This is a genomic window from Klebsiella sp. 64 (assembly GCF_018223915.1).
Taxonomy (GTDB): Bacteria; Pseudomonadota; Gammaproteobacteria; order Enterobacterales; family Enterobacteriaceae; genus Klebsiella; species Klebsiella pneumoniae.
This window is the reverse complement of sequence record NZ_JAGRQZ010000002.1, coordinates 86,169-100,963: the sequence shown is the minus strand read 5'-3', so window position 1 is coordinate 100,963 and position 14,795 is coordinate 86,169. Positions and strand designations below refer to the sequence as shown.

Here is a 14,795-nt window from a genome sequence, read left to right as displayed (position 1 = left end):
ATGCTTTCACCGTACCAAAAACCGTGTTGTCGCCAGCCTTATGCCCTTCCCTGCAGGTAATAAGAATATTGCATGAGTAAAAACGAAACGGACGTTGTAAGGTAAATCAGCGCATTAAAAATACCCGTCATACTTCAAGTTGCATGTGCGTTGGCTGCGTTCTCTCCCCCAGTCACTTACTTCTGTAAGCGTCTGGGGACTCGCTTACTTGCCGCCTTCATGCGACTCGAATTATTTAGGGTATATATCTCGTTATCTATTCAACATAACAGCCAATAATTCGCCGGATACGCTGGCGCATTATTCCTCAATGTTATGCAGTCATTGATGGTTAAAGATAAATAATCGACCGACGGAGAAATACCAATGAAATCGTTTTCCGGGAAAGCGTCTTTAATGGCCACGCTGGTTGCCGCGCTGGTCGGCGCCAGCAGCGCGCAGGCAGCGGAAATTAAAATCGGGGTGGTATTACCCCTGAGCGGCGCCCTCAGCGGCTATGGCCAGCCGTCGCAGAAAGGGCTGGACATTATTCAGGCCATCACCCCAACGTTAAAAAATGGCGATACCATCAAGCTTATCGTTATCGATGATAAAAGCGACAAAGTCGAAGCGGCCAACGCCATGCAGCGCCTGGTCTCCAGCGATAAAGTGGATGCCGTGATCGGGGAAGTCACCTCCTCCAACACCCTGGCGATGACCAAAATCGCCGACGACAGCAAAACGCCGCTGGTCTCCTCCACCGCCACCAACGACCGCGTCACCCGCAACCATCCCTACGTCAGCCGGGTCTGCTTCTCGGACAGCTTCCAGGGGGTGGTCGGGGCCAATCTGGCCTCCCGCGATCTGAAAGCCAAAACCGCCGCCATCGTGTTTGACAGCAGCAACGACTACTCCGTCGGCCTGGCGAAAGCGTTCCGCACCCAGTTCCTGAAAAACGGCGGCACCATTCCCATCGAGGTCCAGGCCCCGGGCGGCAGCAAGGACTTTAAAGCCCAGCTGGCGAGCGTCAAGGCGAAGAATGTCGACATGATTTACATGCCGATCTACTACACCGAAGGGGCGCTGATTGCCGTGCAGTCTAAACAACTGGGGCTCAACAAACCGGTGGTGGGCGGCGACGGTCTGGCCGCGGATCAGGTCTTCTTCGATGTCGGTAAAGACGCGGTCAACGGCTATATGACCACCGATTATTACTCGCCGAACGCCAAAGAGCAGACCCCGGCGGGGGAAACCTTCATCAAAGCCTGGGAAGCCAAATACCAGCAGCCGACCCATACCTGGGGCGCAATGGCGGCGGACGCCTATAACGTCATCGTCAACGCCATGAACCAGTGCAGCGATCCCCACGATCGGGTCTGCGTAAATGAAAAAATCCGCGCCACCAAAGATTTCCAGGGGGTGACCGGCACGCTGACGTTACAGAACGGCGACGCCATTCGCAGCGCGGTCATCAACGAAGTGAAAGATGGCAAGCTGGCGTTTCGTACCGTGGTTAACCCTTAAGTTGTGACGAGGCTACAAAATGGACGGCGCCATTTTTCTCCAGCAAGTGGTCAATGGAATGAGTCTTGGGGGCATGTACGCCCTGATTGCCATCGGTTATACGATGGTTTATGGCGTGCTGCGGCTGATCAACTTCGCCCATGCGGACGTGATGATGGTCGGCGCGTTTAGTACGCTGTTTTTATTTTCTTCGGTTGGGCTACCCTTCGGGGTAGCCGTTTTCCTGACCCTCGGGCTGTGCGGCCTGTTTGGTATGCTGATTGACCGGGTCGCCTATCGTCCGCTGCGTCAGGCCTCGAAAATCTCCATGCTGATCACCGCCATCGGCGTCAGCTTCTTTCTCGAAAACCTGTTTAACGTACTGTTTGGCGGCAGCTCGCGCTTCTTCTCCGCCCCTGACTTTTTCAACCAGACCCGGGCCTTCGGCAGCGTCATCATTACCAACGTGGCGTGGATTGTGCCGCTGATCACCGTCCTGCTGCTGCTGGCGATCCTCTGGCTGCTGTACCGCACCCGCTATGGGATGGCGATCCGCGCGGTGGCCTTTGACGTCAACACCGTGCGCCTGATGGGCATTGACGCCAACCGGATCATCTCCCTGGTCTTCGCCCTCGGCAGTAGTCTCGCGGCGCTCGGCGGCGTGTTCTACTCCATCAGCTACCCGACGATCGATCCCCTGATGGGCGTGCTTATCGGCCTGAAGGCCTTCGCCGCCGCCGTGCTGGGCGGGATCGGCAGCGTCACCGGCGCGGTGCTGGGCGGCTTTATCCTCGGTTTTACCGAGGTGGTCGCCGTGGCGATCTTCCCCGAACTGGGCGGCTATAAAGACGCTTTCGCCTTCCTGTTCTTGATTCTGGTCCTCTTGTTCCGCCCGGTCGGCATTATGGGCGACGAACGTCTGGAAAGGAGCCGTTTCTGATGCTCAACGCGACGACGACCGCCGGGGCGCAGCTGCGCAACCTGGCCATTATTGTCATCTGTATCGCGCTGCTGGCCGGAATCAACGTGGTTTTCAATGACTACATTGTTCGTGTCATCAGCACCATTTTTATCTTTATGATCCTCGCGGTCAGCTACAACCTGATCAACGGCGTGACCGGCCAGCTGTCGCTGGAGCCGAACGGCTTCGTGGCGGTGGGCGCCTACGTGACCGCCCTGCTGATCCTCTCCAGCGACAGCAAGGTAGACATGTTTGAAATGGCCGCCCCCAGCCCGTGGATCCTCAGCCTGCACGCGGGCTTCCTCCCTGCCCTGCTGATAAGCGGCCTGTGCGCGGCGGCGCTGGCGGTGTGCCTCGCCGTGCCGGTCTTCCGGGTACGTGGCGACTACCTGGCCATTGTCACCCTCGGCTTTGGGTTTATCATCAAGATCCTCGCCATTAACAACCCGCAAATCACCAACGGCGCCATCGGGCTGAACGATATTCCGCAGCAGCCGCATCTCCTGTTCTGGTGCGGGCTGTTCGCCCTGCTGGCCACCGGCATGATCCTCCAGCTGGTGTGGTCGAAGTATGGCCGGATGATGAAAGCTATTCGCGACGATGAAGATGCGGCGATCGCCATGGGGGTCAACACCTTCCGCATTAAAACCTGCGCCTTCGCCACCAGCGCCTTCTTCGAAGGGATCGGCGGCGGTCTGCTGGCTTCCCTGCTGACCACCATTTCCCCGGGGCTGTTCGACTTTATGCTCACCTTCCAGCTGCTGATTATTATCGTCCTCGGCGGGCTCGGCAGCACCACCGGCGCCCTGCTCGGCACCGTGCTGGTGGTCGGCAGCGGCGAGTGGCTGCGCTTCCTCGATCAGCCGCTGCAGTTCTTCGGTCACGATCTCGGCGCGTACCCGGGCCTGCGAATGGTGGTCTTCTCCCTGCTGTTGCTGATCATCATGCTCTTCGCCCGCGAGGGGCTGTTGGGGAAAAAAGAGATTTGGCAGACCGGAAGAAGGAGCGGCGGCTATGGCGGAAAATAACGTTATCCTGCAGGTGCAGGACGTCACCATGCAGTTCGGCGGCCTGCGGGCCATCGACAACGTCAGCTTCCATGTTGACGAGGCGGAGATCTTTGGCCTTATCGGCCCTAACGGCGCGGGCAAAACAACCCTGTTTAACGTCATTACCGCCAACTATAAACCCACCAGCGGCAGCGTCACCCTGGCGGGCACGTCGCTGAAGGGGCTGAAGCCCAACCAGGTGGTAAACGCCGGGATCGCCCGCACCTTCCAGAATATCCGCCTGTTTAACTCCATGACGGTGCTGGAGAACGTGATGGTCGGGCTCGACCGCGCCAGCCGCTACTCGCTGCTGGAGGCGGCCCTGCATATTGGTCGCTACTTTCCGGCCGAGCGGGCGGCGAAAGCCAAAGCGATGGCCATCCTGGAGGATATCGGCATCGCCCACTTCGCCCATATGCAGGCCACAAACCTAAGCTATGGCAACCAGCGCAAAGTGGAGATCGCCCGCGCGCTGGCCACCGCGCCGAAGCTGCTCCTGCTCGATGAGCCGGCCGCCGGGATGAACCCGAAGGAGACCGAGGATCTGGCGGAGCTGATCTTCCGCATGCGCCATGACTATCAGCTAAGCGTCCTGTTAATCGAGCACGATATGCCCTTCGTCAACCGCCTGTGCGAGCGGGTGATGGTTCTGGAGTACGGTAAGCCGTTGTTCAGCGGCCTGATGGCCGAGGCGATCCAGCATCCGGACGTCATTTCCGCTTATCTGGGAGAAGCCAATTATGCTTAACGCCCGGGAACTGAAGGTCTTTTACGGCGTGATCCAGGGTCTGAAGGGCGTCGATATCGACGTCTATGACCGGGAAATCGTCACCCTGATCGGCAGCAATGGCGCCGGTAAAACCTCCACCCTGAACGGGATCGTCAACCTGGTGCGCTCCAGTGGGCGCGTCAGCTTCCTCAACGACGATATCTCACGCAGCCAGACCCACCAGATCGTGCGTCGCGGGCTGGCGCTGGTGCCGGAGGGACGGCGCGTCTTTACCAACCTGACCATCGAAGAGAACCTGCGCATGGGCGCTTACAATAATCTCGCCGGCTACGCCCGCCTGCGCGATCGCATGTACGCCCTCTTTCCGCGGCTCAAGGAGCGGCGCCATCAGATGGCGGGCACCATGAGCGGCGGCGAGCAGCAGATGCTGGCCATCGCCCGGGCGCTGATGAGCGAGCCGGTGTTATTGATGCTGGATGAACCGAGCCTCGGGCTGGCGCCGAAAATTGTCGGCGAGCTGTTCGGCATCATTAAGCAACTGCGCGAAGAGAATATGACGGTGCTGCTGGTGGAGCAGAATGCGACGGCCGCGCTGGCGATCGCCGATCGGGCGTATGTCCTGGAGAATGGCCGGATCACCTTGTCAGGCGCGGCGCGGGAGATGCTGACTAATCCGGAAATTAAGCGGATGTATCTGGGGGGATAGGCATGGTCAAAACTGCCTGGGCTGCGGCGGCGCCTCCTGCAAGGCCGCAACCTCAGGCAGTCTCTTGCTACACAAAGCACACCTCGTTCCAGTAGGCTTCTCGCGTCCTGCGTCGCTCAGTATGTCTTATCATGACGGAACCACCGGGTTTCCACGTTGCCAATGTCCACGCCGTAGAGGCTGGCTACCGGCAGGATCGCCTCCATGACGCGCTGGGTATCCTGCTGTCCGGCTTCACCGTTGGACAAAAAAGCCAGCCAGCCCGTTAACCGTTGCCATAATGCCACTTTCGTTTTCTCCTCTGTCGGGAAGCGAATCGCCTGGGTCTATTTCAACCACAGTTGGCCGGGCGCGGGAAATATTAATTCCGAATTTGCAATCCTGGCTGGCGCATATTACCCCCGGTCCTATCACCCTCTCCCTGGCCCTCTCCCTGAGGGAGAGGGGACCGCCCGGCAGTCGTTGCCGTCCTGGTAAAAGCCAGCGGCGCATAAAGAATACCCATAGGTTTGTTAAGTTCTTTTTGGTTATAGATAAGAATTTTTTCTTCTTTGCCGCCGACGGGCAATTTGTGGGAGCGTGATGTCCACAAAACAAAACAGGGATTCAGGGGAAAAACTATGCGCAATAAAACCACAAAAATCGCACTGGCGCTGGGTATGCTGCTGCTCGCCTCGCAGGCACAGGCGGACCAGCTGGCTGACATCAAAGCCGCCGGCGTCGTAAAAGTCGCCACCTTCGACGCCAACCCGCCGTTCGGCTCCGTGGACGCCAAAACCCACCATATCGTCGGCTACGACGTTGACTTTGCCCAGGCGCTGGCGAAAGCGCTCGGCGTCAAACTCGAGCTGGTGGCCACCAACCCAGCCAACCGTATTCCGCTGCTGCAGTCCGGCAAAGCCGACCTGATCGTCGCCGACATTACCATCACCCCGGAGCGGGCCCAGGTTATTGATTTCTCAACGCCGTATTTCGTCACCGGCCAGCAGTTCCTCGTGCCGGCCGGCTCTCCGGATAAGCTCGATGAGTACAGCAAAGCGCGCATCGGCGCGGTGAAAGGCACCACCGGCGAACAGGCCCTGCACCAGCGTTTCCCGCAGGCTCGCGTCCTCTCCTATGACGATATTCCGCTGGCCCTGACCGCCCTGCGCAACGGCAACGTCCAGGCCATCACCCAGGACAGCACCATCCTCGCCGGTCTGCTGGCGGAAGCGCCGGATAAAGCCAAGTTTAAAATTCTGCCCGACCTGCTCAGCAAAGAAGAGATTGGCGTGGGCGTGAAGAAAGGCGAACCGGCCCTGCTGAAGGCCGTCAACGATGAGCTGGTGAAGCTGGAGAAAACCGGCGAAGCCGCGAAAATTTACGATGTCTGGTTTGGCCCTGCCACCAAAACGCCGCAGCCGCGCGCCTTTACCATAGAAGCGAAATAATATGTTCTCGGGTTTACTCTCCCACTCCGCGGCTCCGGCCGCGGATTTTTCACGTCTGCAGCGCGCCAGCATTACGTTCCGTGATGTGGCCAAGCGCTACGGCGATCATCAGGTACTTAACGCCATCAACCTGCAGGTCGAGCCCGGCGAAGTGGTGGCGATCCTCGGCCCTTCCGGTTCGGGAAAATCGACGCTGATCCGCTTGATCAACCAGCTCGAATCCTTAAGCGGCGGCGAGATCCTGATCGACGGCAAACCCACCAGCCGGCTGAGCGGCAGCGCCTTGCGCCAGCTGCGCAGCCGCGTCGGCTTTGTCTTCCAGCAGTTCAACCTTTATGCCCACCTGACGGCGCAGGAGAACATCACTCTGGCGCTGGAGCGCGTTCATGGCTGGGAAAAAAGCGCGGCTCAGGCGCGGGCGCTGGCGCTGCTGCGTCAGGTCGGACTGGAAGAAAAAGCGCAGCAGATGCCGGCGCAGCTCTCCGGCGGCCAGCAGCAGCGGGTGGCCATCGCCCGCGCCCTGGCCTCCTCGCCGCAGATTATCCTGTTCGATGAGCCCACCTCGGCGCTCGACCCGGAGATGATCGGCGAAGTGCTGCAGGTGATGAAAACCCTCGCCCACAGCGGGATCACCATGCTGGTGGTGACCCACGAGATGCAGTTTGCCCGCGAAATTGCCGACCGGGTGGTGTTTATCGACGGCGGCGACATCCTCGAAGTCGCCCCGCCGGCTGAGTTTTTCGCCCATCCGCAGCATGCCCGCGCACGGCGTTTTCTGCAGAAGGTGCTGGATCCGCTGCACCAGGAGAGCCTCGAGTGACGCCGATGCTTGACTGGCACGGCGTCCTGAGCGGGCAGCCGTTGCAATGGATTATCTCTGGTTTTCTCACCACCGTCTGGGTCAGCGTCGCCGGGATCCTGCTCGCCACCCTGCTGGCGGTCCTGTTGCTGGCCCTGCGCCTCGGCGGCGGACGCGCGGGGCGCGGACTGGTGGCCGCGTGGGTCTCGTTGTTTCGCAATACCCCGCTGCTGGTCCAGCTGCTGTTCTGGTACTTTGCCGCCTGGAACCTGCTGCCGCTGGCGGTGAAGGAGGTGGTGAACGACGAACACGCCTGGTCCATTCTGCCGGGCAACGTCTGGTGGCTGACGCCGGAGTTCCTCTGCTCGATGTGGGGGCTGGGGGTCTTTACCTCCGCCTTTCTGGTGGAAGAGATCGCCTCCGGACTGCGCGCCGTCAGCCACGGGCAGCGGGAAGCCGCGCTGTCGCAGGGCTTTACGCCGTGGCAGGAGCTGCGCTTTATCCTCCTGCCGCAGGGACTGGCCAACGCCTGGCAGCCGATTGTCGGCCAGTATCTTAACCTGATGAAACTCTCATCGCTGGCGAGCGGCATCGGCTTTGCGGAACTGACCTATCAGGTGCGGCAGATTGAGAGCTATAACGCGCACGCCCTGGAGGCGTTTGCCGTCGGCACCGCGCTGTACCTGGCGCTGGGGGTGGCGATGGGCGTGGCGCTCACGCGTCTCGGCCCGGGAAGAAAACTGCAACGGAGCGCCCGACATGAACGCTAATCTGGCGGTGATCGCCGATAACCTCGATTACCTGCTGTGGGGCCGACTAGCGGAGGGCCAGCCCGGCGGCGTGGCGCTGACCCTGCTGATGGCCATCGGCGCCACCCTGCTGGCGCTGCCGGGAGGCATTGCGCTGGCGGGCCTGGCCTGGCGCTACGGCGGGCTGGTGCGGCGTCTGCTGTTTCTGTGGGCGGAAATTATCCGCGGCATCCCGCTGATATTTGTCATCTTCTGGCTGTGGTATCTGCTGCCGATGCTGACCGGCGGCGATCTGCCCGGCGCGGTGACCGTGACCCTGGCGCTGGCGTGGTTTACCGCCGCCTCGGTGATGCACTCGGTGCTGGCCGGGCTGCAGTCGCTGCCGAAAGGACAGTATGAGGCGGCGCTGACCCAGGGGTTCGCTCCCGGGCAAACGCTGCGCCTGGTGCTGCTCCCGCAGGCGCTGCGCAACGTTCAGCCGTCGCTGGTGGGGATCTTTATCGGCCTGCTGAAGGACACTTCGCTGGCGTTTATCGTCAACGTCCCGGAGCTGACCACCGTGGCCGGCCAGGTCAACAACCGGGTGCAGATCTATCCCCTGGCGATCTTCGTCTTCACCGGCGCGGTGTACTACCTGCTGTGCTGCGGTCTGAGCCTGCTGGCCAGCCGGCGCTTTACCCGCCGCGCGACCACCAGATAAGGCTCACTCCGCGGGACGGGACTTCAGCGGACAGGTATCGCTGATCTTAATAAATTTGTCGTTATAGACCAGATAGTGGTTCCCCGGCTGGCGCAGCGCCGGCTGGCGAACCACGTCCCCGGGACGCAGATACCACGCGTCCCCTTCCTCTTCGGTCGAATCGCATCCGGGCTTAATCAGCAGCTTAAACCAGGTATTGCCGGTGTTGCTCACCGTCCCGGCCACCTTATCGAAAGACCATTTAAACTGCACCTCGCGCGGGCGCACCACCAGAATGGTATCCATCACTACCACCGGCTCCATGCTGACCTCGCCGCCGGTCGGGCTGCGCCTCGTCAGGTTGCGGGTGGGGATTTCGCGAAACGAGACCCGATAGTAGCGCTCGCGGTTATCCCGCGGCCCATGATAGTAAAATTTAAAATACTCGCTCTCACCTGCCTGCAGCACCAGCTGGCGGGGGGCGAACAGCAGTTCGCCATCCACCGGCCGGGAGCGGACTTCGCTGCCGCCCGGGCGATCGATGGCGCTGACGGCGATGCGGTACAGCCGCGCACTTTTATTGTTGTTGACCACCCGTTTGCTGGCGAAATCCGCTTCAGCCGGCAGGGAAAAGGTCAGGTTGCCGACCGAGATCGCCTGCGCCAGCGGCGCTGCCAGCAGGCAGCCCACCGTCAGCAGGGCCTTAGTTAATGTTGCGCCACGTCGCCTGGACATGAATCTCTCCTGAAGCGCTGACTTCGCCAAACCAGCCGTTATCGTCTACCGTCCGCAGCGAAATGGCGTTATCCATCGGAATCGAAAATTTCACCGTGGTCTTATCCATCTGCCCCACTTCGCCGGAGATATCGGTCCACGGCGTGGTCAGCCACAGCGCATCGGTCATATCCCGCCAGCTGTCATCGCACCCGGCATCGTAGGTCTGAGTCGTGCCGCTGCGGGTGATAAAAGAGAGCTTCGCCGGGAACGGCACTTTCGCCGTACCGTCATCGGAGCTGAAGAGACAGTAGGAACGCCCGCCAATCACCTGCGCCGGTCCGGTCACCTTGATCAGCACTTCATCGGCGGCCGTTTTACCGCTGGTGGTGACGATGTAGCCGAAATCGAGCGCCGGTTCGCCGCTGCCGACATACCCCTCGCGCGACGGCGCCGAGGTATATTCGTCGGAGATAATGCTGATGCTGAAATCACGGGGCTTGATAATCAGCGTGTTGGAGGTGGAAAACTCATACCAGCCTGACTCCGGCGAGGTGGTGTTCTGAAAGCGAAAGTTGAACAGATCCTTGGTGTTAATATCGCTGATCCCCAGATTGACCATCTGCTTAAAGAAGTTGCTGGAGAAGAAAACATAGATCGAGTCCGAGCTCTTCATCTCGTTGAAGGTGTAGTAATAGGCGGTATTGCTCACCGGCTTCCATGAGCTGCCGTTGAGGCTGAACTGCATATCGTACGCCCCGACGGCCGAGGCCAGCGACGAGTTGGCGATCGCCGGGAAAATATGGATCGAGGTGTTGCTTAAGCCGTTGGTCTGCAAGGTATAGTTGACCATCTTACAGCTTAATCCTGCGCGGCTGCCGATGGTCTGCGTCCGGCAGTCGGCGTTCCCTTCCCCGAGGGTCGGCACGCCATCGCTGTTGATAAACACCTCCGCCAGCGAGTGGGTATTAATCAACCGCAGGTTCGCGGCTTTGGTGTGGGTGACGTTGCGCACATACCAGTTACCGGAGGCCTGATCCTTACAGCGCGCGCCGCTGCTGGCATCGTAGTTCACCGAGGTCTGACAGGCATTGATGGTCATCGTAAAGCTGCCGCCGACCGGCATCTGCTGCAGATATTGATAGAAGGCGTCCGACATCATGCCGTGCATCCACTTCGCGCCGCCGCTGGTCACCGTCGCGCCGTAAAACCCGCTGGCGTCGGTGGTCTGCGGCAGGATCAGGCTGGTAGCCATATCGCACCCGGCGTACCAGTTGATGCAGCGCAGGCCGGTTAAGGGGTGTGAAACCGGTGAGTTTTCCAGCCACATATCAAACTTCCAGTTGGCATTGAGCCCGGTGTTGTAGCCGTTATCGATATAGCCGAGACTCTGCTGATAGATGGTCCCGGAGCCGGTGTATTTTAAGCCGGTCCAGCGGTTAGCGCCGGTCATACGCGGATCCAGCGCCCCGCCGGGGGTGACGAAAAAGTTGTCGTCGGAGTTGTTTTCCACAAACACAAACTCGCGCGCCGGCGCATCCGACCAGGTGGTCTTGGTCACCGCCGCTCTGAGCGCGGCTACCGGCCAGAGCAGCGCGAGGATCGCCAGCGCCATCAGTGCATTAACTTTCATTCTCTTCTCCTGACTGCTGCACCGCCGCCCACGACGAGAGGCCGCTGCAGACCACATCCCCCACCCAGACGGCGCCGCGCGCCTGGCTGAGCTCCAGCGCCACTTCGCAGGTTTTATTGCCGCCGTAGCTGAAATCGATAGTGGGGTATTTCTTATCCACGTCCATGACAAACTCGCCGTTTTCATCGGTGCGGGTACGGCCGATATGGTTGTTAATCCGCGCATTCGCCAGCAGCGTGCCGTCTTCTGCACGAATACGGCCGGAGACGGTGACCATCTGCTTCACCTCTGGCTCAATCACCGCGACGTTGCCCGGATAAAGGGTCAGATGACTCTTGCGCCCGCTGACGATGTCGTAGCTGTCGAGCGAGTTTTTGCTGTTCTGCAGCTCCACCTCATAGCGACCATAGGGAGAGAGCGGCAGGTAGTTACGCTTGCCGCTGAGCGGGAAGATCCGCCCGTTAACCCTGGCGCTAATCTGACCATCGTCCTCCAGCCCGGTGTTGAAAATCACCCCGGCGTTACCGTCGGTTCGTCCGCTGGCGGCGATGTTTTTGCCCTGCCAGCCGACGCTGCCGCTGGCGGTGAGGTTGGTGTTGACGTAGCCGTCCGCCGCGCTGTTGACGTTCAGCGTGCCGCTGGCGTAGCGGGCGTCGAACTGGGCATACGCGCCGCCGCTGAGGGTTTTGTCATCCCCGGTATCGCCGGAGATGGCCCGCGAAAGATTGGCGCCGATGGTGCGAATAGTGCCTTCATCAAACTGCTTGCGCGCTGAGAGGTTAGCCATGGTGTAGCCGTTCTGATGGGTCATCCCGGCGCTGAACCAGTTGCCCAGCGGCAGCGACAGATCGAGGGCGATATATTTCCCGGTGTTGGCGCTGCTGTCGCCATTGTTATAGCGCTGGATCCCCGCCCGCAGGCCAAGCGAGCCAAAGGCGCCGCTGTAGACCGTCTGATAGTAATCCGCGGTGTAGTAATGGCTGTTGTAGCGACGGTCATCGTTGTAGCTGACGCTGAACGTCCCCAGCTTCGACCACAGCGCGTTCAGGTTGAGGGTGCCGCCGATCGCCCGGTTATCGGCATCGCTGCGCCGCAATTGATCGCCAATGCGGGTTCTCTCCTGGTTAACCCACACTGAACTGAATCCCCCGGGCAACGTGGCGCTGATGCTGCCGACGCTGCTCCACGAGCTGTCGCTGGCCAGCATATTTTGCAGATTAACGTTGATCGACTCGCCCAGCGGTAGCGTCAGGCGGGTTTCCCCCACCGCCTGGTTGTCGTAGCCATAGCCCGTAGCCGCCCAGCTCAGGGTGCTGAGCGACCCGGAGGCCGAAAGGCCTGCCAGCCAACTCTCTTTCGCCGGCCGGGTCTTTTTCCCGCTCTCTGACCAGCGATCCATATGAAAACTGCCGCCCCATACCTGCCACGCCAGCGGCGCGCCGGCGCCGCGTCCCCGGCTGAACAGCTTATTGACCCGCTGGGTGCGTTTGCTGACCACCCGACCATTGACGATCACCTCCACTTCCACGTCGTAAATACCGTACGGCAGGCCGCGGGTATCCACTTCATGGTTGCCCATAGCGAAGTTCTGGACGCTCAGCAACCGACCGTCACGGGTGAGATGCACCTCACCCGCCGCCGGCAGAAAGGCGATCACCGGCGTGGCGGACTGGCTGTTGTCGAAGACGGTGGAGCTGGCCTGGTTCCCCCAGGAAAGGCCGTAAATCTTACCGGCCGAAATAGCGGTCATCGGTCCCAGGGACTGCAGGTTCCAGGTGTCAAGCATCCCGCCGGCAAAGCGGTGGCCGGCGAAATCGCGCTCATACATGGCCTTATATAATTCACTGTCCTGCTGACCGCTGCCGATGCCGTATAGCGAGCCGTCGAGCACCACGTGATGCTCCCGCAGCGCCGTGACGTTGTTCAGCGACAGGTAGCTGGAGGTGTTGCTCCCGCCGTTACGCATCTGGTTGTTATAGACGCCGAGGTTATAGCTCAGGTTGCTGCTGAGGGTGTTCACGCTGGACTGACCGATATCTTCGCTGCGCGAGCGCAGGACGGTGCCCAGCGCCTCGCGCTTGACCACCAGCTGCAACAGCAGCTGGCGCAGGCTGAGATCCAGCTGTGCGCTGTCGGTCAGGGGAATGGTGAGCGCCTCGCTGAACGGGGCGTTGGCCAGGCCGATCAGCTGCTGGCGGGTCTGTTCGCTGACGCTGGCGTTACCTTCGCTCTCCTCCAGCTGGATCTGCCGGACGCGCAGCTGGCCGCCGTCCAGCCAGATAAAGGCGCTGCCGATCCGCTGATCGTCCCGGGTGCTCTGGCTGCCGGCGAGATGAATATAGAGCGGGACGCTCATGCCGTCCTGCAGCGCCTGGCTGAAGGCCTGCGGAATAATCACCCCGCCAATCTGCTGCGCGCCTGCGGCGGCAGCGCTGACGTCGGGCTGAACGAACAAAAAGATCATGCCGAAGGCAAGCCGTGTTTTCAGTCCTGGGGTAATCCATCGTTGAGGCATCGTCGTTATCCATCTGCACAGCTGTCTATTTCACGGGAACAAACTGCTCACCCTGCCAAAGCGCCACCCGTCCTTTTTTATCCGCCGTGTCCACGCGCGTAAAACGGCGCGATTTACCCGGCATCAGGTAGTAATTCTCTTTACATTCCTTACCATCGGCGGCCTTCAGGCAGGGGCCGTAGGCGAGGATCCGCAGCGTCGCATTCCCGGTGTTGGTCAGAGAGCCGTTGGCGTACTGAAAGCGATAGTTCACCTGCCGGGGCGCCACCACCAGGATGGTGCCGATGCGGGCGGAAGCAGTGGCCACCGCGCTGCGGTTGGCGTTATCGCGTTGGGCATCGCTGAGCGCCTGATCGAACCAGACAATGCGGTAGTAGCGCTCTTTGTCATCCGCCGGGCCTTTGTAGAAGAAGCGGATCACATCGCTGGCCTGGGCGGGTAGCAGCAGGCTGGCGGGAGTGAGCAATACCTCATCCGGTTTGTCCATCGGGATAACCTGCCCGCCGTCCAGCGGGGAAGAGAGCCGTTCGAGATGGATATTGATCAGTCGACCGCTGTCTGTGCTGTTCTTGATCGTTTTGCTCAGCGTGCTGCTGCCGCTGTTCATAAAGGATGAAATATCGCCGACATCCAGCGCCTGCGCCGGCGACACCCCGGCAAGCAGCAGCCCGAGGGCCAGAAGGTGCTTTTTCATAACAATTCCGTCCGTGAAAAAAGCAGGGGGAGATCCCCCTGCTGGTGCATCAGAAGGATCAGCTGGTCCAGGTGGCGTCGAACTGTACGCTGACGTCGCCGCTCCAGATCCCTTCCGGCAGAGTGCTGTAATCGGTCACGGCGGTGGTGCCGTTGGTGGTGCCGCTGATGATGGAGAAAGTGAAACCATCCTGCGCTGTGGTACGGCCGCTGGCGTTGTAGCCATTAGCCAGCGCGCTGAGGTTGCCGCCCATAATATTGTTGGCGGTATCGATCATCACGGTATCGCCAGTTTTTTCCACCGCGGCGCCGTTATAATCCACGCCCACGCTCAGCGTGGAGCCGGAGGTATCCAGCTGGGTTAAGGTGTTGGTGATAAGACGCGAGGTCAGCTTAAAGGCGGTCGCCGTTGTGTCCCCCTCAATCGCCACGTCAAACAGACCTTTCTGCGAGTTAAAGCCTTTAATGCCTTCGGCGTACTGGAACGCCAGGCTGCCGAGCGGGGTCACAACCAGCTTGCTGGTGGTGTCTTTTTTAGCGGTCGCAGACCAGGTCGCTACAGCCTGAGCCGTTACGTCAGCAGCCTGCGCCACGCCCATACCGGTAAACGCCGTTACCAGAGCTATTGCCAGAACCTTTTTTTTCATCGCTTTTT

At 60.4% G+C, this 14,795-nt stretch carries 16 protein-coding genes; 9 read left to right on the top strand and 7 right to left on the bottom strand.

The genetic code is table 11. The annotated features are described in order from the left end of the window. Positions 1–260 precede the first annotated feature (260 nt). A complete protein-coding gene (locus KHQ23_RS02585; RefSeq protein ID WP_004144596.1) occupies positions 261–404 on the bottom strand; it encodes a hypothetical protein in 144 nt (47 codons plus the stop codon). On the opposite strand from KHQ23_RS02585, the gene KHQ23_RS02580 reads away from it, so the two are divergent. Genes KHQ23_RS02580 through KHQ23_RS02560 form a run of 5 tightly spaced genes read left to right on the top strand, consistent with a single transcriptional unit; the run spans position 397 to position 4,928 of the window. Continuing rightward, positions 397–1,503 carry an ABC transporter substrate-binding protein gene (locus KHQ23_RS02580; RefSeq protein WP_004147267.1) on the top strand — a complete coding sequence of 369 codons (1,107 nt, stop codon included), beginning with the start codon at positions 397–399 and terminating at the stop codon, positions 1,501–1,503. The two genes, KHQ23_RS02585 and KHQ23_RS02580, sit on opposite strands and share 8 nt — an antisense overlap. Before the next feature lie 19 nt (positions 1,504–1,522). After that, a complete protein-coding gene (locus KHQ23_RS02575; protein ID WP_002890128.1) occupies positions 1,523–2,422 on the top strand; it encodes a branched-chain amino acid ABC transporter permease in 900 nt (299 codons plus the stop codon). After that, a complete protein-coding gene (locus KHQ23_RS02570) occupies positions 2,422–3,471 on the top strand; it encodes a branched-chain amino acid ABC transporter permease (RefSeq protein WP_002890127.1) in 1,050 nt (349 codons plus the stop codon). The genes KHQ23_RS02575 and KHQ23_RS02570 overlap by 1 nt, the downstream gene beginning before the upstream one ends. After that, on the top strand, positions 3,458–4,240 hold the full coding sequence (locus KHQ23_RS02565) for an ABC transporter ATP-binding protein (RefSeq protein ID WP_004151354.1): 783 nt from the start codon (positions 3,458–3,460) through the stop codon (positions 4,238–4,240). The genes KHQ23_RS02570 and KHQ23_RS02565 overlap by 14 nt, the downstream gene beginning before the upstream one ends. Beyond that, entirely contained in the window at positions 4,233–4,928 is a 696-nt protein-coding gene (locus tag KHQ23_RS02560) for an ABC transporter ATP-binding protein (protein WP_002890126.1), read from the top strand. The genes KHQ23_RS02565 and KHQ23_RS02560 overlap by 8 nt, the downstream gene beginning before the upstream one ends. A 116-nt stretch (positions 4,929–5,044) precedes the next feature. On the opposite strand, the gene KHQ23_RS02555 is transcribed toward KHQ23_RS02560, so the two are convergent. Beyond that, positions 5,045–5,215, bottom strand: a complete 171-nt coding sequence (locus tag KHQ23_RS02555) for a hypothetical protein (RefSeq protein WP_002890108.1) — start codon at positions 5,213–5,215, stop codon at positions 5,045–5,047. A 333-nt stretch (positions 5,216–5,548) separates the two neighbouring features. Between KHQ23_RS02555 and KHQ23_RS02550 the strand changes: the two genes are divergently transcribed. The 4 genes from KHQ23_RS02550 to KHQ23_RS02535 are packed head-to-tail and all read left to right on the top strand — an operon-like array spanning position 5,549 to position 8,606. Next, the gene (locus KHQ23_RS02550) at positions 5,549–6,358 is read left to right on the top strand and encodes an ABC transporter substrate-binding protein (RefSeq protein ID WP_002890106.1); all 810 of its coding nucleotides are present in this window, start codon (positions 5,549–5,551) and stop codon (positions 6,356–6,358) included. 1 nt (position 6,359) lies between these two features. Further along, positions 6,360–7,178 (top strand): amino acid ABC transporter ATP-binding protein, encoded by an 819-nt coding sequence (locus tag KHQ23_RS02545; protein WP_004151355.1) that lies wholly within the window; start codon positions 6,360–6,362, stop codon positions 7,176–7,178. Then, positions 7,175–7,927, top strand: a complete 753-nt coding sequence (locus tag KHQ23_RS02540) for an amino acid ABC transporter permease (protein WP_004178715.1) — start codon at positions 7,175–7,177, stop codon at positions 7,925–7,927. The genes KHQ23_RS02545 and KHQ23_RS02540 overlap by 4 nt, the downstream gene beginning before the upstream one ends. Beyond that, the gene (locus tag KHQ23_RS02535; protein ID WP_004178714.1) at positions 7,917–8,606 is read left to right on the top strand and encodes an amino acid ABC transporter permease; all 690 of its coding nucleotides are present in this window, start codon (positions 7,917–7,919) and stop codon (positions 8,604–8,606) included. Before KHQ23_RS02540 ends, KHQ23_RS02535 begins: the two co-directional genes overlap by 11 nt. A 3-nt stretch (positions 8,607–8,609) precedes the next feature. On the opposite strand, the gene KHQ23_RS02530 is transcribed toward KHQ23_RS02535, so the two are convergent. Genes KHQ23_RS02530 through ecpA form a run of 5 tightly spaced genes read right to left on the bottom strand, consistent with a single transcriptional unit; the run spans position 8,610 to position 14,787 of the window. Next, positions 8,610–9,320 (bottom strand): fimbria/pilus periplasmic chaperone, encoded by a 711-nt coding sequence (locus KHQ23_RS02530; protein WP_032421056.1) that lies wholly within the window; start codon positions 9,318–9,320, stop codon positions 8,610–8,612. Beyond that, positions 9,289–10,932 (bottom strand): fimbrial adhesin EcpD, encoded by a 1,644-nt coding sequence (ecpD, locus tag KHQ23_RS02525; protein ID WP_032421055.1) that lies wholly within the window; start codon positions 10,930–10,932, stop codon positions 9,289–9,291. Before ecpD ends, KHQ23_RS02530 begins: the two co-directional genes overlap by 32 nt. Beyond that, on the bottom strand, positions 10,922–13,447 hold the full coding sequence (locus KHQ23_RS02520; protein WP_004147261.1) for a fimbrial biogenesis outer membrane usher protein: 2,526 nt from the start codon (positions 13,445–13,447) through the stop codon (positions 10,922–10,924). Before KHQ23_RS02520 ends, ecpD begins: the two co-directional genes overlap by 11 nt. A gap of 25 nt (positions 13,448–13,472) precedes the next feature. Next, positions 13,473–14,141: a fimbrial chaperone EcpB gene (locus KHQ23_RS02515; RefSeq protein ID WP_004144586.1), complete on the bottom strand. Its 669-nt coding sequence runs from the start codon at positions 14,139–14,141 to the stop codon at positions 13,473–13,475. A gap of 58 nt (positions 14,142–14,199) precedes the next feature. Next, positions 14,200–14,787 carry a common pilus major fimbrillin subunit EcpA gene (gene ecpA / locus KHQ23_RS02510; protein WP_002890053.1) on the bottom strand — a complete coding sequence of 196 codons (588 nt, stop codon included), beginning with the start codon at positions 14,785–14,787 and terminating at the stop codon, positions 14,200–14,202. Positions 14,788–14,795 lie beyond the last annotated feature (8 nt).